Origin of the sequence: Enterococcus gallinarum NBRC 100675, assembly GCF_001544275.1 — a bacterium.
GTDB lineage: Bacteria > Bacillota > Bacilli > Lactobacillales > Enterococcaceae > Enterococcus_D > Enterococcus_D gallinarum.
In genome coordinates this window covers 48,481-68,033 of sequence record NZ_BCQE01000021.1, presented here as the reverse complement: position 1 = coordinate 68,033, position 19,553 = coordinate 48,481, and the positions used below count along the sequence as shown (strand labels likewise).

At 42.5% G+C, this 19,553-nt stretch carries 13 protein-coding genes; 5 read left to right on the top strand and 8 right to left on the bottom strand.

All coding sequences use genetic code 11. From position 1 onward, the window contains the following. Both rpsI and rplM read right to left on the bottom strand, forming a co-directional pair. Positions 1 to 354, bottom strand: a 354-nt coding sequence (gene rpsI, locus EG2_RS12710; protein WP_060815033.1) for a 30S ribosomal protein S9, incomplete at its 3' end; no start/stop codon positions are given. 15 nt (positions 355 to 369) lie between these two features. Next, positions 370 to 816 (bottom strand): 50S ribosomal protein L13, encoded by a 447-nt coding sequence (gene rplM, locus EG2_RS12705; RefSeq protein ID WP_301337271.1) that lies wholly within the window; start codon positions 814 to 816, stop codon positions 370 to 372. 399 nt (positions 817 to 1,215) lie between these two features. Here rplM and EG2_RS12700 point away from each other — a divergent pair, with 399 nt between their 5' ends. Then, entirely contained in the window at positions 1,216 to 2,430 is a 1,215-nt protein-coding gene (locus EG2_RS12700; RefSeq protein ID WP_060815032.1) for an argininosuccinate synthase, read from the top strand. Between the two features lie 59 nt (positions 2,431 to 2,489). Beyond that, positions 2,490 to 3,869 carry an argininosuccinate lyase gene (gene argH / locus EG2_RS12695; protein ID WP_060815031.1) on the top strand — a complete coding sequence of 460 codons (1,380 nt, stop codon included), beginning with the start codon at positions 2,490 to 2,492 and terminating at the stop codon, positions 3,867 to 3,869. 44 nt (positions 3,870 to 3,913) lie between these two features. Here argH and EG2_RS12690 read toward each other — a convergent pair whose 3' ends face one another. Further along, positions 3,914 to 4,402: a Dps family protein gene (locus EG2_RS12690; RefSeq protein ID WP_003128880.1), complete on the bottom strand. Its 489-nt coding sequence runs from the start codon at positions 4,400 to 4,402 to the stop codon at positions 3,914 to 3,916. Positions 4,403 to 4,542: 140 nt separating this feature from the next. Between EG2_RS12690 and EG2_RS12685 the strand changes: the two genes are divergently transcribed. Beyond that, positions 4,543 to 5,193: a hypothetical protein gene (locus EG2_RS12685; protein WP_060815036.1), complete on the top strand. Its 651-nt coding sequence runs from the start codon at positions 4,543 to 4,545 to the stop codon at positions 5,191 to 5,193. Between the two features lie 43 nt (positions 5,194 to 5,236). On the opposite strand, the gene rpoC is transcribed toward EG2_RS12685, so the two are convergent. Together rpoC and rpoB are read right to left on the bottom strand one after the other, a co-directional pair. Then, positions 5,237 to 8,887, bottom strand: a complete 3,651-nt coding sequence (gene rpoC / locus EG2_RS12680; RefSeq protein ID WP_003128876.1) for a DNA-directed RNA polymerase subunit beta' — start codon at positions 8,885 to 8,887, stop codon at positions 5,237 to 5,239. A 92-nt stretch (positions 8,888 to 8,979) separates the two neighbouring features. Then, positions 8,980 to 12,597 carry a DNA-directed RNA polymerase subunit beta gene (gene rpoB, locus EG2_RS12675; RefSeq protein ID WP_060815030.1) on the bottom strand — a complete coding sequence of 1,206 codons (3,618 nt, stop codon included), beginning with the start codon at positions 12,595 to 12,597 and terminating at the stop codon, positions 8,980 to 8,982. A gap of 439 nt (positions 12,598 to 13,036) precedes the next feature. Between rpoB and EG2_RS12665 the strand changes: the two genes are divergently transcribed. Further along, positions 13,037 to 13,996, top strand: coding sequence for a biotin--[acetyl-CoA-carboxylase] ligase (locus tag EG2_RS12665; RefSeq protein WP_060815029.1), 960 nt, complete (start codon positions 13,037 to 13,039; stop codon positions 13,994 to 13,996). A gap of 100 nt (positions 13,997 to 14,096) precedes the next feature. On the opposite strand, the gene menA is transcribed toward EG2_RS12665, so the two are convergent. The 3 genes from menA to pplA form a co-directional block, all read right to left on the bottom strand. Beyond that, a complete protein-coding gene (menA, locus tag EG2_RS12660) occupies positions 14,097 to 15,056 on the bottom strand; it encodes a 1,4-dihydroxy-2-naphthoate polyprenyltransferase (RefSeq protein ID WP_060815028.1) in 960 nt (319 codons plus the stop codon). A gap of 13 nt (positions 15,057 to 15,069) precedes the next feature. Continuing rightward, the gene (locus EG2_RS12655; RefSeq protein WP_060815027.1) at positions 15,070 to 16,146 is read right to left on the bottom strand and encodes an FAD:protein FMN transferase; all 1,077 of its coding nucleotides are present in this window, start codon (positions 16,144 to 16,146) and stop codon (positions 15,070 to 15,072) included. A gap of 249 nt (positions 16,147 to 16,395) precedes the next feature. Beyond that, on the bottom strand, positions 16,396 to 17,337 hold the full coding sequence (pplA, locus tag EG2_RS12650; protein WP_003128866.1) for an extracellular electron transfer flavoprotein PplA: 942 nt from the start codon (positions 17,335 to 17,337) through the stop codon (positions 16,396 to 16,398). 268 nt (positions 17,338 to 17,605) lie between these two features. Between pplA and EG2_RS12645 the strand changes: the two genes are divergently transcribed. Further along, positions 17,606 to 19,549, top strand: a complete 1,944-nt coding sequence (locus EG2_RS12645; protein ID WP_005469767.1) for an NAD(P)/FAD-dependent oxidoreductase — start codon at positions 17,606 to 17,608, stop codon at positions 19,547 to 19,549. Positions 19,550 to 19,553: the final 4 nt, after the last annotated feature.

Genomic DNA, 19,553 nt, shown 5'->3' with positions numbered 1-19,553 from the left:
AAGACCTGGTTTCTTACGTTCAACCATACGTGCGTCACGAGTAAGTAAGCCAGCACGTTTAAGAGCTAGACGGAAATCAGGATCTACTTGTAGCAATGCACGTGCGATACCGTGACGGATTGCACCTGATTGTCCAGCATATCCACCACCATTTACGTTTACAAAAACATCATATGATCCTTTAGTTTCTGTAACGCCGAATGGTTGGTTGATTACTTCACGCAAGTCAGCGTGTGGGATGTATTCTTCAACATCTTTTTTGTTAACAGTAATTTTACCAGTACCTGGTACTAAACGTACGCGGGCTACTGCATTTTTACGACGGCCTGTGCCGATATATTGAGCTTGTGCCAATGAAATTCCCTCCTATTAGATTAAGTTTGTGATGTCCAATACTTCTGGTTGTTGTGCAGCATGTGGGTGTTCAGCGCCAGCATAAACATGAAGTTTCATTCCTTGTTTACGTCCTAAAGTGTTTTTAGGAAGCATGCCTTTAACAGAAGTTTCGATCAAACGACGAGAATTTTTAGCACGTAGTTCTCCCGCAGAGACTGATTTCAATCCGCCTGGGAAGTTTGAGTGACGGTAATAAATTTTATCGCTTGCTTTGTTACCTGTTAATTTGATTTTTTCTGCATTAATGACGATTACGAAATCACCTGTATCCACATGAGGTGTGAATGTTGGTTTATTTTTACCACGTAAGATAGATGCCACAACTGCTGAAAGACGTCCCATAGGAACATCCGTTGCATCTACTACGTACCATTTACGTTCTACTTCGCCTGGTTTGGCCATATATGTTGTACGCACGATTTTTTTCCTCCAATTCAATTTCACGAATGTTTGACATACACTTGAGTTTCCGGGGCTCTCGTGGGGCAAACAATACCATATAACATAATACCGTCTTAAGCGCCACATGTCAACGTGTTTCGCTGTTTTTTTGAAATTTCCCTTCAATTCTTTTCCGAAAACTTTCAGTTGTTATCCCTACCACTCACCCTGCACTTTTATACACATTTTTTGCATAATTTGTATAATCCTTACCATAAGCATCTCTGGTTTTTATTATTATATCAATAGGTACCGATGATTTTACTAAGCGAAAGAGGAATACATTGTATAAATATTTACTTTTTCTCTTGATTTCTTATTTTTATTCTGTTACGATAGCTTCATCTTACTTGAATTTAAGGATGGGAGTTAATCATTATGAAAGAAAAAGTAATTTTAGCGTATTCTGGTGGACTTGATACTTCTGTTTCGATTAAATGGCTGACAGATCAAGGATATGATGTGGTAGCGTGCTGTTTGGATATTGGCGAAGGCCGTGATACACAATCGATCAAAGACAAAGCACTCGCTGTGGGTGCCATCGAATCCTATGCGATTGATGCCCGAGAAGAGTTTGCTCAGGACTTTGCATTGATTGCCTTACAAGGGAATACCTTCTATGAGAACTCCTATCCGCTGGTCTCTGCCCTTTCTCGTCCGCTGATTGCCAAGAAACTAGTAGAATTAGCCATCGCTACAGGGGCGACTACCGTTGCTCATGGCTGTACTGGTAAAGGAAATGACCAAGTCCGGTTCGAGGTCGCGATTGCCGCATTAGCCCCTCACTTGAAAGTCATTGCTCCGGTTCGGGAATGGAAATGGTCCCGGGAAGAAGAGATTGCCTATGCCGCTGAAAAAGGGGTGCCGATCCCTGCCGATTTGGATAACCCTTATTCGATCGATCAAAATCTTTGGGGCCGGGCTTGCGAATGCGGGGTCTTAGAAGATCCATGGGCGACTCCCCCTAGAGGCGCTTATGCCATTACGCAAGAATTGGAAGATACTCCTGATGTACCGACGATCGTTGAGATTACTTTTGATCAAGGGATTCCTACCGCATTGGATGGCGAAACACTGAATCTGGCCGAATTGATTATGAAAATGAATCGTCTAGCCGGCGAACATGGTATTGGCCGGATCGACCACATCGAAAACCGTTTAGTGGGGATCAAATCTCGTGAAGTCTACGAATGTCCGGGAGCGATGGCTCTAATGACAGCTCATAAAGAATTAGAGGATTTGGTTTTTGTTCGCGAGTTGGCCCATTTCAAACCAATCATCGAGCAGCAACTGGCCCAAGTAATTTATGATGGCCTCTGGTTCAATCCCTTAACCGATGCCTTGATCGCTTTTCTAAAAAGCACACAAGCCTATGTCAATGGGATCGTACGTTTGAAATTGTTCAAAGGCAATGTCATCTGTGAAGGACGTAAGTCGGAGAACAGTCTTTACGATGAAAACTTGGCGACTTATACGTCTGCCGATACCTTCGATCAACACGCGGCGATCGGATTCATCAAATTATGGGGACTGCCTAGCAAGGTCCACGCAGAGATTCAGGCACAACAGCAATTAACAGAAACACTGATTTAGTCAATAAGGTGACTTTTTCCTTTTGAGGGTGAAGTCAAGTTTCTTTCGAGGTGAGCAAAATGGCAAAATTATGGGGCGGTCGTTTCGACGGCAAAAATGAAGCATGGATCGATGCCTTTGGAGCGTCGATTCCTTTCGATCAATTATTGGCAAAACAGGACATCCAAGGCAGTTTGGCTCACGTCAAAATGCTGATCCACACGGGGATCATTGATGAAGCAGATGGCAACAAAATCATTCAAGGCTTGTTAGCGATCCAAGAGAAATTAGCAGCTGGAGAACTGACCTTTTCGATTGAGAACGAAGATATTCATTTGAATATTGAGACCTTTTTACATGAAGAAATTGGACCCGTCGCTGGCAAATTGCATACGGCCCGGAGTCGGAATGATCAAGTTGCGACGGATATGCACTTGTACTTGAAGGATGTGGTAAAGGAAGTCATCGACTTGATTGCGGCGTTCCGTCACGTACTAGTGGAGCAAGCTGAAAGCAATATCTACACGATCATGCCTGGCTATACTCACCTGCAACATGCACAACCGATTTCATTTGCCCATCACTTGTTAGCCTATTACAGCATGTTGACCCGCGATCAAGAACGGTTTACAGAAAGTCTCACTCGGATCGATATCATGCCTTTAGGCAGTGCTGCATTGGCTGGCACCACATTCCCTATCGACCGTGCCTATAGTGCGGAAGAATTAGGTTTTGGCTCGATTTACAGCAATAGTCTAGATGCCGTTAGTGACCGTGATTTTATTCTGGAATTTTTGAGTAATGCCGCGATTTTGATGATGCATCTTTCTCGTTTTTGTGAAGAGTTGATTCTTTGGTGCAGTCATGAGTTTCAATTCGTGGAATTGACGGATACTTTCTCTACAGGTAGTTCAATCATGCCGCAAAAAAAGAATCCTGACATGGCGGAATTGATCCGCGGCAAAACAGGACGTGTCTATGGCAATCTTTTTAGTTTATTGACGGTCATGAAAGGTCTGCCTTTGGCTTATAACAAAGATTTCCAAGAAGACAAAGAAGGCATGTTCGATACCACCGAAACCATTGTGAAAAGCTTGCAGATCATGACAGGAATGATCCAAACGATGCAAGTCAACCATGAGCGAATGAAACGTTCGACAGAAAAAGACTTTTCCAATGCCACTGAACTGGCGGATTATTTAGCAGGTAAAGGAATTCCTTTCCGACAAGCCCATGAAATCGTTGGTAAATTGGTGAGTGAGTGCCTCAGTAAAGGCATTTATTTGCAGGATATCCCACTAGAAGAGTATCAAGCAGTCCAGCCCGTAATCGAAGCTGACATTTACGATAAACTAGACTCCTATACGGCGGTCAAGAACCGGCATTCTTACGGCGGTACCGGATTTGACCAAGTCAAACAACAGATCGAAGCCGCCAAACAATCCCTGGCACTGGCATAAAAAAAAGCGAAGATTTAGGTCTTCGCTTTTTTATGCTCACTGAATCAATGACGCACACGTGATTTTGCTGGATCGATTTGAGGCGCTTCACCTAGGTGCGCTTGGATCATCCAGATACGTTTTTCGGTATCCGTTTTGAAACCGATAAAGATATCTTGCGTTGGATCATCGCCTTCTTCACCACTGACTTCAATCCCTTTTTGGTATAAGTCAGCTAGATAACGATAACCTTCAACAAGTGTAGCTAAACGTTCTGGGATCGTACGGTCCCAGTTGCCGATTTCATCAGGGATTTGTGTATTGTCTGCCATTTCCCGTAATGTTGAGTAGGGTGAGCCATCTAATGTGATCAAGCGTTCAGAGATCACATCTAATTGGTCGTTCAAATCATCCATAAAATCATCCATCATTGGATGTAAAGTTAAAAAGCCAGGTCCTCGCATGTACCAGTGTGTTTGGTGAACGACCATTGCCATTTGACTTAAGTCAGCAACGAGTTGATTCAACACTTCTTTTGTTTGTTCAAATTTCATTACGATTCCTCCTTTAAATTCTCTATTTCAAGCATAGTATGAATCTAAAAAAAAGTACACCAAAACCTACTACTTGAGAAAATTTCTCAGCTTTTCACGTATTTCTTTATGAGGCAAAGGAGGAGGAGACAGTGTATCTGATGTGGGGATATATTTTAGGTGCAGCGGTATATGCGTTTATTCAAACCATTTACTGGCAGGATGATCCAAGCAAATATTTTGATGATTTTCATAGAAAACCTCCTATTTTCTATTCCGTGGCCCAACAGCCATTTTTTCCTTTTATCAAGCATGCTCAAGTTTTATTGGATTGCACTGCTGCTAGTTTATTGGCAAAAAGCGTTTATGCTTGGCTGATCTGGCTTGCTTTCCTACAACCATCCGTAGGGGAGTGTTGGCTGGCGTTGGTCTGGTTGAACAGTGCTTACCTCCTCACTTTGACAGATCTCTACGATTATAGTATCAAGGGAGAGATTCTCTATCCTTCTTTGTTTTTATTGGCTTTTACCAATCTCATGAATGCACAGCCTTTTCATTGGCAGAACTTTCTCCTGCTTCTGCCATTATTCTTTTTCGTTTGGCAAGAACAGCTGGGAGATGGCGACTTATTCTTGATTTGTGGTTGGGCACCTTGGCTGTCTACTTACCAACTCCTTTGGCTGTTGATCGTCGCTAGCTGTTGTGGGCTCTTGTTTTTTTCATTGCATAAGCTGTTTGTCAGAAATCAATTACGGATGCTACCCTTTGTTCCTTGTTTGAGTTTAGCATTAGTCATCGTGCGTTTCCTTTAACAAAAAAGCCCGCTGTTTCATTAGCGAAACAGCGGGCTTTTGTTTAGTTTTGGTTGTTCAATGCATCTTCTGCAGCCATTTGCGCTTCAATGTCGGAAATACTATAGACATTTTCACTCGCAACAGTGACTTCTTTTGGTTCCATTTCACGGTAGCGAGCCATACCAGTACCTGCAGGAATAATCTTACCAATGATAACATTTTCCTTCAATCCTAGTAATGGATCTTTCTTCCCGCGGATCGCAGCATCTGTCAACACACGTGTTGTTTCTTGGAAGGATGCAGCAGATAAGAAGCTGTTTGTTTCCAAGGATGCTTTTGTGATACCGAGTAAGACTGGGCGGCTGGTAGCAGGAACCCCGCCGGCAACTAATGTGTTGTAGTTGCGGTCTTTAAAGTCAGCAATATCCATCAATGTTCCTGGCAAGATGTCTGAATCACCTGGATCCATGACACGAACTTTACGCAACATTTGACGAACCATTACTTCGATATGTTTGTCGCCGATTTCTACCCCTTGCATACGGTAAACGCGTTGTACTTCACGCAATAGATAGTTTTCAACAGACAAGACATCACGTACTTGCAGCAATTGTTTTGGATCGATTGATCCTTCTGTCAATGGTGCACCACGATGGATAAAGTCTCCTTCAACCACTTTCATACGTGCGGTAAATGGTACAGTATAGGTCCGAGTATCAGTTTCCCCTTTGATCGTCACTTCTTTCGTACGAGTAGACGCATCTTCAGAGATATCGATTACTTCACCGGTAACTTCAGTGATGACCGCTTGACCTTTCGGATTACGGGCTTCAAAGATTTCTTGGACACGAGGCAGACCTTGAGTGATATCATCACCGGCTACCCCACCGGTATGGAATGTACGCATGGTCAACTGAGTACCTGGTTCACCGATTGATTGGGCAGCGATCGTACCAACTGCTTCACCAACTTCAACTTCTGAACCAGTTGCTAAGTTACGGCCATAACAATGTTTACATACACCATGTTTTGTATTACATGTAAAGACGGAACGGATCGAAACAGTTTCGATTCCTGCGTCAACGATCTCTTTGGCAAGGTCTTCAGTGATCAATTGATCTGGTCCGACAATGACTGCACCAGTCTCTGGATGGATCGCTGATTTACGTGTGTAACGTCCAATCAAGCGTTCTTCCAATGATTCAATGATTTCGTTACCTTCACGAATGGCTTGAATATCTAAGCCACGGTCGGTTCCGCAATCTTCTTCACGAATGATGACATCTTGCGCCACGTCAACCAAACGACGAGTCAAGTAACCAGAATCGGCTGTCTTCAAGGCGGTATCGGTCATTCCTTTACGAGCCCCGTGAGTAGAGATAAACATTTCTAAGACAGAAAGTCCTTCACGGAAGTTTGAGATGATCGGCAATTCCATGATTTGTCCATTCGGCGCAGCCATCAATCCACGCATCCCAGCAAGCTGAGTAAAGTTGGAGATGTTACCACGGGCTCCAGAATCAGACATCATGAAGATTGGGTTTTTCGCTTCCAATGATTCCATCAGTTTCAATTGGATCTCATCTTTCGCGGCATTCCAGACACCGATTACGCGTTCATAACGTTCATCATCAGTGATCAAACCACGACGGAATTGTTTCGTGATCGTTTCAACTTGTTTGTGGGCATTTTCGATGATGTCATGTTTTTCATGCAAGTTCATGATATCTGCAATACCTACAGTGATACCGGCCATTGTAGAATGGCTATACCCTAAGTCTTTCATGCGGTCAAGCATCCGTGATGTTTCAGTGATGCGGAAACGTTTGAAGACTTCAGAAATAATATTTCCTAAGTTTTTCTTCTTGAATGGTCCGACTAGTTCTTGTTCTTTGATGAAAGCAGGAATATCTGTTCCAGCTTCGACAAAGTACTTATCTGGTGTTTGGACTGTCAAGTTGAAATCTGTTGGTTCATTCAAGTAAGGGAATTCTGTTGGCATGATCGAGTTGAAGATCACTTTCCCAACAGTCGTTACCATCAAGCGTTCTTTTTGTTCTGCAGTAAATGGTTTGTCTCCTAATGTGTTTGGATTGATCGCAATACGGGTGTGTAAATGCACGTAACCATTGCGCCAAGCAGTTACTGCTTCGTCCATGTCGCGGAAGATCATGCCTTCCCCTTCGCGGCCTTCTTCTTCCATCGTCAAGTAGTAGTTCCCTAGGACCATATCTTGAGATGGCGTTACAACTGGCTTACCGTCTTTCGGATTCAAGATGTTTTGTGCTGCTAACATCAACATCCGTGCTTCGGCTTGCGCTTCTTCATTCAATGGCACGTGGACAGCCATTTGGTCTCCATCGAAATCGGCATTGTAGGCTTCACAGACTAGTGGGTGCAAACGAATCGCACGGCCTTCAACCAATACAGGTTCAAATGCTTGAATTCCAAGTCTGTGCAACGTAGGTGCCCGGTTCAAAAGAACAGGGTGTTCTTTGATGACGTCTTCTAGGACATCCCAAACTTCATCTTCTTGGCGCTCGATTTTACGTTTCGCATTTTTGATATTTGACGCGATTTCACGAGAAACCAATTCACGCATCACAAATGGTTTGAACAATTCGATCGCCATTTCTTTTGGCAATCCACATTGATACATTTTTAGGAATGGACCAACGACGATAACGGAACGACCAGAATAGTCAACACGTTTACCTAGCAAGTTTTGACGGAAACGACCTTGTTTCCCTTTCAACATATGAGAAAGAGATTTCAATGGACGGTTACCTGGTCCAGCAACTGGACGACCGCGACGACCATTATCGATCAAGGCATCCACTGCTTCTTGGAGCATCCGTTTTTCATTTTGAACAATAATATTCGGTGCATTTAAGTCTAATAGACGTTTCAAGCGGTTGTTCCGGTTGATTACACGGCGATAAAGATCGTTCAAGTCACTTGTTGCGAAACGGCCACCTTCTAATTGGACCATTGGGCGCAAATCAGGCGGGATAACTGGAATAACATCCATGACCATCCAGCTTGGTTTGTTTCCTGAAGCACGGAAAGCTTCTAAGATATCTAAACGACGGATCGCACGTGTCCGTTTTTGTCCGGTCGCGTTTTTCAATTCTTCTTTTAGTTCAGCCACTTCGCCGTCTAGATCCACACCATCCAACAATTGTTTGATGGCTTCAGCACCCATCGCTGCTGAAAATTCTTGACCGTATTGGTCACGTTTTTCACGGTATTCCCGTTCAGTCAATAATTGTTTCTTCTCAAGACTAGTGTTTCCTGGCTCGATCACGACATAAGAAGCAAAATAAATGATTTCTTCCAAGGCACGTGGGCTCATGTCTAACACTAGACCCATCCGTGAAGGAATGCCTTTGAAGTACCAAATATGTGATACAGGTGCCGCTAATTCAATGTGACCCATCCGTTCACGACGAACTTTTGAGCGAGTGACTTCAACACCGCAACGGTCACAAACGATTCCTTTATAACGAATTCGTTTGTATTTTCCGCAGGCACATTCCCAGTCTTTGGTTGGGCCGAAAATACGCTCGTCAAACAACCCTTCGCGTTCAGGTTTCAACGTACGATAGTTAATGGTTTCAGGTTTTTTTACTTCACCGTAAGACCAGCTTCTGATTTTTTCAGGAGAAGCCAAACCGATTTGCATACTTTCGAATTTATTTACATCGATCAAAAAAGGTTCCCTCCATTTCATTTCATGGACATATCCGATAGAACACGAGGTTGGGACCTCCGTCTGATTTTGACGGGTGTCCCTCGTTTCTATTATTGCAAGCGATCTTCTGCTGTCTCGATTTGTTGGTTCAAATCATCGGCGGCATTTTTAGCTTCTGTTTGTACTTGTTGCTCAATTTCACGAGCATTTTGTTGTTCGGCAAATTTTGTTAAGGCGTCCACGGTGATCAAGTCATCATCGTCATCATCCATATCACGCAATTCAATTTCTGCATCATCAATGTCTAAGACACGCATGTCTAAACCAAGTGATTGCAATTCTTTGACTAATACGCGGAATGATTCTGGTACGCCTGGTTTTGGAATTGGTTCCCCTTTAACGATCGCTTCGTATGTCTTCACACGACCAACAACGTCATCTGATTTGTACGTCAAGATCTCTTGCAAGGTATAAGCAGCACCGTATGCTTCCAGTGCCCAAACTTCCATTTCCCCGAAACGTTGTCCACCAAATTGTGCTTTACCACCCAATGGTTGTTGCGTAACCAATGAGTATGGTCCAATTGAGCGGGCATGTAATTTATCATCGACCATGTGGGCCAATTTGATCATATACATGACACCTACGGAGATTCGACCATCAAATGGTTCTCCAGTACGGCCATCATACAAAACGGTTTTGGCGTCGCTAGCCATGCCGGCTTCTGCAACTGTTGCCCAGACATCTTCATCGCTGGCACCATCAAAGACTGGTGTAGCCACGTGGATTCCTAATTGGCGGGCAGCCATTCCTAAGTGTAATTCCAATACTTGTCCAATGTTCATCCGTGAAGGCACCCCTAATGGGTTCAACATGATATCAACTGGTGTACCGTCTGGTAAGAAAGGCATGTCTTCTTCTGGCATAATGCGAGAAACGACCCCTTTATTTCCGTGACGGCCGGCCATTTTATCCCCTTCATGGATTTTCCGTTTTTGAACGATATACACGCGAACGAGCATATTGACACCTGGTGACAATTCATCGCCAGCTTCGCGGGTAAAGATTTTCACATCATGGACGATTCCGCCACCACCGTGAGGTACGCGCAGAGAAGTATCGCGGACTTCGCGGGCTTTTTCACCAAAGATTGCATGAAGCAAGCGTTCTTCTGCAGATAGTTCCGTTACCCCTTTAGGCGTTACTTTACCAACCAACAGATCGCCATCTTTGACTTCCGCACCAATGCGGATGATACCCATTTCGTCTAGATCTTTCAATGCGTCTTCCCCGACATTCGGGATTTCACGAGTGATTTCTTCAGGTCCTAATTTTGTATCACGAGCTTCTGATTCATATTCTTCAATATGCACAGAAGTGTAGACATCATCTTTCACCAAACGGCGGCTCATGATGATGGCATCTTCATAGTTGTACCCTTCCCAAGTCATGAATGCGACTAGAACGTTTTGTCCTAATGCCATTTCACCATTTTCCATGGATGGGCCATCTGCAAGGATGTCGCCTTTTTCTACTTTTTCGCCAAGGGCTACAAGTGGGCGTTGGTTGTAACTTGTTCCTGAGTTAGAACGACGGAATTTCGTTACCGAATAAACATCTAATGCGCCATTGTCGCGACGAACGCGAATTTCAGCAGCATCCACATATTCGACGATTCCATCTTGTTTACACAATAATGCAGCACCTGAGTCATGGGCTGATTTGTATTCCATACCAGTACCAACCCATGGTGATTTAGGGTTGATCAATGGAACTGCTTGCCGCTGCATGTTGGCACCCATCAAGGCACGGTTGGAGTCATCGTTTTCCAAGAATGGGATACAAGCTGTTGCGACTGCGACTACTTGTTTAGGTGAAACGTCCATGTAGTCCACTTTGTCGATCGACACTTCTAAGTTTTCAGAAGTCGCACGAGCCATAACAACGTCATTCACGAATGTACCGTCTTCATTCAGCAAGCTGTTTGCTTGGGCAACGACGTAATGGTCTTCGATATCTGCAGTCAGATAGTCGATTTGATCTGTCACACGGCCAGTCTCCCGATCAACACGACGATAAGGGGTTTCGATAAAGCCATATTTATTGACTTTGGCATAAGACGCCAAGCTATTGATCAACCCGATGTTCGGTCCTTCAGGCGTTTCGATCGGACACATCCGGCCATAGTGGGAATAGTGAACGTCCCGTACTTCATATCCAGCACGGTCACGCGTCAAACCACCAGGTCCTAAGGCTGATAAACGACGTTTATGGGTCAACTCACCCAATGGGTTGGTTTGGTCCATGAACTGTGACAACTGAGAAGAACCAAAGAATTCTTTGATACTTGCTACAACGGGACGAATATTGATCAATTGTTGCGGTGTCAATGTTTCTGTGTCTTGGATTGACATCCGTTCACGAACGACACGTTCCATCCGAGCAAGTCCGATACGGAATTGATTTTGCAATAGTTCCCCAACTGAACGAATACGACGGTTTCCTAAGTGGTCGATATCATCAACATTGCCGATACCTTCCATCAAATTGAAGAAGTAGCTCATAGAAGCAATGATATCCGCTGGACGTACTGTGCGAACAGTCGTATCTGGATAGCCATTACCGATGACATTCACTTCTTGTTCTGGATCTTTTGGTGAAAAGACTTTGATGACTTGAACAGTCATTGGTTCTGTAACAACACCGTCTTCTGATGGGTAGTAAGTAACACTATTTAAACCATTATCGATAAAGGCACCTAATGTTTCCATCACTTGGTGAGTCAACACAGTTCCTTTTTCGACGATGATCTCGCCAGTTTCAGGATCAACCAATGTTTCTGCTAATGTCAAATTCAATAGACGTGTTTTCAAGTCTAATTTTTTGTTTACTTTGTAACGACCAACATTTGCTAAGTCGTAGCGTTTTGGATCGAAGAAGCGAGCATTCAGCAAGCTGCGTGAGCTGTCAGCCGTTTTGGGTTCGCCTGGACGCAGACGTTCGTAAACATCTTTCAGTCCTTCTTCTGTCCGAGAGTCGCTTGCATTTTTGTGCAAGTCTTTTTCGATCGTGTTGCGTAATGAATCACTGTCTCCAAAAATTTCAAAGATCGTGTCATCTGAACCAAACCCTAAGGCACGCACTAACACAGTCAAAGGAATTTTCCGAGTACGGTCAATACGTACATAAGAGATGTCTTTCGCATCTGTCTCCATTTCTAACCACGCACCGCGGTTAGGGATCACAGTTGAGCCGAATCCTTCTTTTCCGTTCTTATCGACTTTTCCATGGAAATAAACACCTGGTGAACGGACTAACTGAGAAACGATGACCCGTTCTGCCCCATTGATGATAAACGTACCTTGTTCCGTCATTAATGGAAAATCGCCAAAGAAGACTTCTTGTGACTTGATTTCGCCAGTTTCACGGTTTGTTAAACGCAATGTGACATGCAAAGGTGCCGAATAGTTGGCATCATGCGCACGAGCTTCTTCCACCGTATACTTAGGTTCTTTCAATTCATAGTCTACAAATTCTAGGGACAAATTGCCGTTAAATCCTTCGATTGGCAAAATATCTTCAAACATTTCTCTTAGGCCCTCATCTAAGAACCATTGGTAAGAGTCGGTTTGAATTTCAATCAAATTCGGTAATTCTAATACTTCACTGATCCGTGCGAAACTTCTACGTTCGCGGTGCTTTCCGTATTTTACTACGTGTCCAGCCAAGCTCTTCACCTCTTCATAAAGTCTTTCAAAAAGGCTATCCGATTATTTACAAAACTGTAACAAATATTAAATATAGATTACAGAAAGCATTTTTTGCGGCTTTTAGGCAAAAAAAAACCAAAAATAGAACGGATGCATTGGGCATTTTCTACTTTTGTTTCCTTATTCCCAAGCCGAAACGGACAATATTTCGTTTCTGCTTTTTTCTTTCAGATAGTTTTTGCAACTCCTTATTATACAGATGAAGCACATTCATGTCAAGCTTTCATTGAAAGTTGCAACGCTTTTCCGATGCATGCAAATTCTAAGTTTTCTTTAAGAAAGGATTCTCTAAAATTAGAAAAAATGACGAGAAATTTCTTTGCATTTTCTTGTTTTCTTGCTATGCTAGCAAAAAAAGCATGAGCGTTACACGTGAAACATTTTGAAAGGAGCAACTATGACAACTAGAGAAAAGATTTTGGCATTGTTGCAACAAGAAACCTCCGTTTTATCCGGAGAAAAAATTGCCCAAAAATTGGACATATCACGGACTGCCGTCTGGAAAGCGATTAAAGAATTAGAGAAAAAAGGCTACCACTTTGAACATTCAGCTAACGGCTATCGTTATTTATCAGCAGATCGTTACGAACAACGCGCATTACAGGAAGCACTGCCGATGGTAGCAACGATCCAGATTGCTGACCAAGTTGAGACCACGATGAAAGAAGCAAAGCTAGCTGCTTTATCTGAACTTTCGACTCCGGCTCTATTTTTATCAGAAACACAGGTAGGTGGGCATGGTCGATTCAATCGTCCTTTCTTTTCACCCAAAGGAAAAGGAATCTATATGAGCTTATTGCTGAAGCCAAACCATACCTTCAGCGAGTTGCCTCAATACACATTATTGGCAGCGGTAGCTGTGGCACAAGCAATCGATGAGTTGACCGGCAAAGAAACACAAATCAAGTGGGTCAACGATATTTACTTAGAAGGAAAAAAAGTCTGCGGTATTTTATCTGAAGCCACTAGTGACTTTGAAAGTGGCCGTATCGCTTCGATCGTCATCGGCATAGGCATCAACTTTGCGATCCCTCAGGCAGCTTTCCCAGAAGATATCCAGCAAAAGGCAACCTCTCTCTTTCCAAGCGGGGAAGCTCCTGTCAACCGTGCGCGCTTGATCACAGCAGTATGGACACGCTTCTTTGACTTGTTGGATCAATTACCGGCTGATGATTATCTCACTATATATCGTCAGAAATCATTTGTTCTTGGCAAAACCGTTTGCTTCACACAACAAGGCATCCGCTATGAAGGAGTCGCAGAGTCCATCACTGCTACTGGTGAATTAGTGGTTCGGACAACAGATGATGTCAAAGTCCTTTCTTCTGGTGAAATCAGTCTGGAGAAATATTCTTAGCAGCATTTTTTTCAAAAAACCAAACAAAGACCCGTCAGATCAAGAAAGACTGCTTTTACGATACAGCCATTCTTTGTCTGACGGGTCTTTTTCTTGCTATTTAGTGAACGAGCATTTGCCAGATTAGGCATAAAATCAGGCCTATAGCATAGCTACTGTTAAATAAAATCATGTTTTTGATTGAATAACCAAAGCTTCTTGGGTGCGGCAAACTTGCTTGATGCTCTTTCAAGTTTTGGCGAATCTTCGGTAAGGTTAGAAAGACGAGCAAGATCGGCCACTGATAAAGACCAAACAAAAATCCGATCAAAATCGCACCGTAAGATGCCAGCATCAATCCTTGGAAAAGATGAATCCCGTTGGTCCGACCAATGTAATAAACCAATGTGTACCGGTGGTTCTCAATATCTGTTTCCAAATCACGCAAGTTATTTGCCAACATAATATTAGCAATCGTAAATACAAGGGGCAAGGATGCTAATACAATGGCACATACCGCCCACAGATGACCCACTAATCCGAAGGTTCCGGCGGCAAAATCAATGTCTAAATAAAAAACTTTTTGTGTGACAGTGTTCAGATAGATGGTGATGGCAAAAATACCTAATCCCATCGTCACTCCACTAAAGACTTCCCCCAAAGGCATCCGAGATAAGGGAACCGGCCCAAAAGTATAAAACACCCCGATAAAGCATACGACTAATCCCATCAGCAATAAAAGCCAGCCTGTCATCCAAGTCAGATAAAGACCGATCAACAACGTCAGCGCCAACATGCCAAAAATCATGTTCCGTACAAGGGTTTCGGGAATCTTTTCCCGACCGATCACATTTTGTTCATACTTATAAACCTTAGACTTTGCTTTTTTGAAATCCATGTAGTTATTGATCGATGTTGTCGTTAAATCAAACAAGATCATCCCTACAAAAAATATAACGGTGTTCAATGGATGGAATTCATGGAAGTATACGAGAGAAAACAAGATCCCCATAATAAACGGAAAAATACTGGCAACCTTAGTCCGAATCTCAACAACTTCTAAAAATACTGCAAGAGACACAAGATCCCTCCTCTTATTTTAAATCGGCACGATCGCCCATCGTGTAACCTGATTCTTCAGACAGCTTAAAGGTATCTTTAATTCCATCCGTAACATAGACGATCCCTTCTTTCGTGATGAAGATCGCATCTGTTCCTTTGTCGGTGTGCTGTTCGATATATTCTAAACCAGCTTTGATTCCTTTATCAAAAACCACCGTCGTCAAACCATCGCCATCGATCGACTTATCTGTAATCACAGATACACTGGCAATGTCATTGTCATACGGATACCCTGTTTCTGAATCAAAGATATGGTGATAGGTTTTGCCGTCGACTTTCAAATAGCGTTCATAGATTCCTGAAGTGACCACCGTTTTATTGGTTTCTTTGATACTGCCAATAATGGAACCGCGGGCTTCGTTGGGATCTTGGATTCCCACATTCCAAGGTTCGTCTTCACCACGATTGCTATGTCCTAACACATAGACATTGCCGCCTAAGTCAACAATTGCCGAGGTAACCCCTTGCTCCTTCAATACTTTGACTACTTCATCCGTGATATATCCTTTAGCGATCGCTCCTAAGTCAATGATCATATCTTTGTCTTTTAAATAGACGGTCTTCTCATCATCATTGAACTCAACTTTCCGATAATCGATATGTTTTAGTGCTTCATCAATTTCCGATTGTTCCGGTTTGCGAGCATCATCAAAGCCAATCCGCCACAATTGAGTGATTGCACCGATAGCCATATTGAACCCACCATCAGATTTTTTGCTATAGTCATAGGCATCCTTCAATAGAAAATAAATATCATCAGAAACTTTGACTGGTTTGATTCCAGCTTGGGCATTGATCTCGTCAACTTCTGATCCCGCTTGGTTGATCGTAATCTTGTCTCCCAGTTCTTTGATGCGGGCAAACGCTGGTTTCATCGCAGACTCTTTGCCTTCATCGTAAATTCTGATGCGTGTATACGTGCCTAATAAAAATTCTTCTTGAAAATATGGTTCGTCTCTCAATTGAACAGTTTCTTTTTCACTGCCGCAAGCGGATAATATTGTGATAAAAAAAACAATCAATGCAAAAAACGGTAATTTCTTTTTCATGGTCTTCCTCTTTTCTGTTGTATTCAATTTTATTATAATAGCTTTTTTTTTCTAAAATGAAAAGGGTTGGCGCCAGAATCTTAGTTTCTTTTGCGATTCTTTAATCTCTTTTGTTTCTTTGTTAGACAGAGGGAGTCCACATAGGAAGGTTTTCTACTAGATTTTTTTTATTATTGGTAGGTTATTTAGCGCTTTTGAACATAAAAAAAGCGGTACTCTACATCAGAATACCGCTTGTTCATTTATGAATTATTCAGTGACGATGTTATCCACTTGGATAGGTGTTTCGTCCCCTTTTTCTGCTGCGTTCAACAATTGTTGTGCATAGATCACGAAGCTGTGGAAGCTGTGTGTCGCACCAGAAACAACATCCATATCAGCAACTGAACCATCTTCAGCATTTACTGCCGTCACGAATGCTTCGTTGAAGTTTGGAATGAATTCTTCTGGGTTTGTACCAGATTTTGCTTTCATGTTTTCGTTGTATTCCGCATCATCTTTTTTAGATTTGCCATCTTCGTTAACATAATCATAGTTAGATTCAGACACTTTGCCGTCTTTGACAGTGATTGAGAATGCTACACGGTAGCCATTTGAATAGTTCTTTTCTTCTAAGCTATACGTACCATCTTTCAAGTCTGCACCGTTGTCGATCTCGATTGTATCTGTGTTGCCTGCTTGAGCAGCTTGGATCAATTGTTGTGCATAGTTTTGGAATGAATCGAATGAGTGTGTCGCACCAGAAACAACTTCAATTGCTGAAGGGCTTTGTGCCGCAACCAATTCTTCATTGAATTTTGGAATAAATTCTTCTGGACTGATTCCTGCTTTGGCTTTCATGTTTTCGTTGTATTCCGCATTTTTTGTTTTTGATTCGCCGTCTGCATTGATGTTGTCATATTTAGATTCAGTGATTTTGCCATCTTTAACAGTGATTTCAAAAACTACGCGGTAATCATTTGAATAATTTTTTTCTTCCAATTTATATGTGCCATCTTGCAATGGTGCTCCTGCGACTACTTTTGCTTCTGATTCAGAAGTTGCTGTTGCTGATTCGCTGCTAGCGACTTGTGAAGTACTTTCTTTTGTTGACGAAGAAGCTGACGTGTTGTTGTCAGATCCACAACCTGCTAATACTAACGCTGAGAATGAAAATACCGCCATACCTACCATTAATTTCTTTGCTTTCATAATGCTCCACCTTTTACTAATTATTTTCCCACAAAAAAAGTTTGTGATTCATCTAACATTTTAAAGTAAATTAGAAATATGTCAACCGCTTCCCTATGGCTTTTGTGAATATTTTTGAACTTTTTTTGATTTTCGCAAATTTTCACGAATTTCATGAAATATCGTATTTTCCTATCAGAAAAGTTAGACAAACGAAGGATTTCTATATATAATAGGAACGATTGTGTATTTATTATCATAGATTATTTTTTTTAAGGAGAGATTTGCAATGGCAAAGAAAAGCATTGTCGTTGTCGGTGCAGGGTATGCCGGTGTTTCAGCAACCAAGTACATGGCAAAAAAATTGAAAAAAGACAATGATGTAGAGATAACATTGATCGATCGTCACTCTTATCACACCATGATGACCGAACTGCACGAGGTTGCCGGGGGACGTGTCGAGCCGACCGCAATCCAATATGACTTGCAACGTTTGTTTTCACGTAAGAAAAATGTTCGCTTAGTAACCGACACGGTAACTGCTATCGATAAAGAGAAGAAAGTCGTACAAACAAAACAAGGCAGCTATTCCTTTGATTACTTGATCTTAGGTATGGGTGGCGAACCAAATGACTTCGGCACTCCAGGAGTGAAAGAACACGGATTTACTCTATGGTCATTTGAAGATTCTGTTCGCATTCGTGAACACATCGAAAAAACTGTTGCTAAAGCAGCAATCGAGCCTGATGCAGCACTTCGTAAAGCAATGTTGACTTTCGTTGTCTGCGGTTCTGGCTTTACCGGTATTGAAATGATCGGTGAACTGATCGACTGGAAAGAGCGTTTGGCTGAAGACTACAAATTGGATCCAAGCGAAATCACTTTGAAAGTGGTCGAAGCAATGCCTACGATCCTTAACATGTTGGATCGTAACGATGCTGCCAAAGCAGAACGCTACTTGAAACAAAAAAATGTCGAATTAGTTCTGAACGCACCAATCGTTGAAGTGGCTGAAGATCACATCAAATTAAAAGATGGTTCAACGATCCCAACTTATACACTGATTTGGACAGCTGGTGTGAAAGGAACGAGCGATGCTGCAGACTTTGGTCTAGAAACGGCTCGTGGTTTCCGTCTTGTTGCTAACGAATATATGGAAGCAAAAGGCTACGAAGACAAAAATATCTATATCATTGGTGACTTGGTCTTCTATGAAGAATTTCCAAATACGCCAACACCACAAATCGTTCAAGCCGCTGAACAAACTGGTCATACAGCTGCATCAAATATCGTCGCAGCGATCAAAGGTGGCGAAAAACACAAATTTAAAGGAAATTACCAAGGATTCATGGTATCGATTGGCGCTAAATGGGGTGTAGCCAACTTATTCAATAAGATTCACCTTAGCGGTTTCTTAGCAATCATTATGAAACATATCGTCAACTTGAAATACTTCTTTGACATTCGTTCTGGCTACTACATGTTCCAATACTTGATGCATGAAATCTTCCATATCAAAGATGATCGGACAGTGGCTCGTGGTCATACTTCACGTTACGGAAACGTTCTTTGGAGTGTTCCACTGCGAATCTTCTACGGTCTGGTATGGTTCGTTGAAGCCTTCAAGAAAATTCTAGGTACGAATGGTGAAGTCTTTAAGCCAGGAACATGGTTTGGCGAAGGTTCTTGGTTCCAAGGAAACAGCGTATTCCCTTGGACTTGGGAATATCAAACTGTTGCTGATGCAGCAAGTGGCGCGAGTGAAGCAGCTGACGCTGCCAGTGCGGCAAGCGGTGCAGGCGATGCTGCCGGCGCAGCAGCAACTCAAGCAGCTCACTTTGGTTTAAGTTATGCCTACGGCGAACAACCAATGGTCGTGATCGAAAAATCACCAGATTGGTTTACAAAAGTGATGCAATTTATTATGCCTAACAACGATGTAGCAATGTTCTTCCAAAAATTCATGGTCTTCTTTGAAATTGCTTTAGCTTTAGCATTGATGGCTGGTTTGTTTACTTGGTTAGTGAATGCAACGACAATCGTTTTAGTCTTGACATTCTGTATGTCAGGTATGTTCTATTGGGTTAACATTTGGTTCATCCCAGTAGCCTTTGCATTAATGAACGGTTCTGGCCGTGCCGTTGGTTTGGATCGTTGGGTGATCCCATGGTTACAACGTACACTTGGTAAATGGTGGTACGGTACACCGCGTTCCTTATACGGTAAAAAATAATCGC

Bases quoted from the DNA above. Each gene is read 5' to 3' on its own strand.
- EG2_RS12700 (WP_060815032.1), top strand. From the start codon at position 1,216: ATGAAAGAAAAAGTAATTTTAGCGTATTCTGGTGGACTTGATACTTCT.
- argH (WP_060815031.1), top strand. From the start codon at position 2,490: ATGGCAAAATTATGGGGCGGTCGTTTCGACGGCAAAAATGAAGCATGG.
- EG2_RS12690 (WP_003128880.1), bottom strand. From the start codon at position 4,402: ATGAAATTTGAACAAACAAAAGAAGTGTTGAATCAACTCGTTGCTGAC.
- EG2_RS12685 (WP_060815036.1), top strand. From the start codon at position 4,543: ATGTGGGGATATATTTTAGGTGCAGCGGTATATGCGTTTATTCAAACC.
- EG2_RS12665 (WP_060815029.1), top strand. From the start codon at position 13,037: ATGACAACTAGAGAAAAGATTTTGGCATTGTTGCAACAAGAAACCTCC.
- EG2_RS12655 (WP_060815027.1), bottom strand. From the start codon at position 16,146: ATGAAAAAGAAATTACCGTTTTTTGCATTGATTGTTTTTTTTATCACA.
- pplA (WP_003128866.1), bottom strand. From the start codon at position 17,337: ATGAAAGCAAAGAAATTAATGGTAGGTATGGCGGTATTTTCATTCTCA.
- EG2_RS12645 (WP_005469767.1), top strand. From the start codon at position 17,606: ATGGCAAAGAAAAGCATTGTCGTTGTCGGTGCAGGGTATGCCGGTGTT.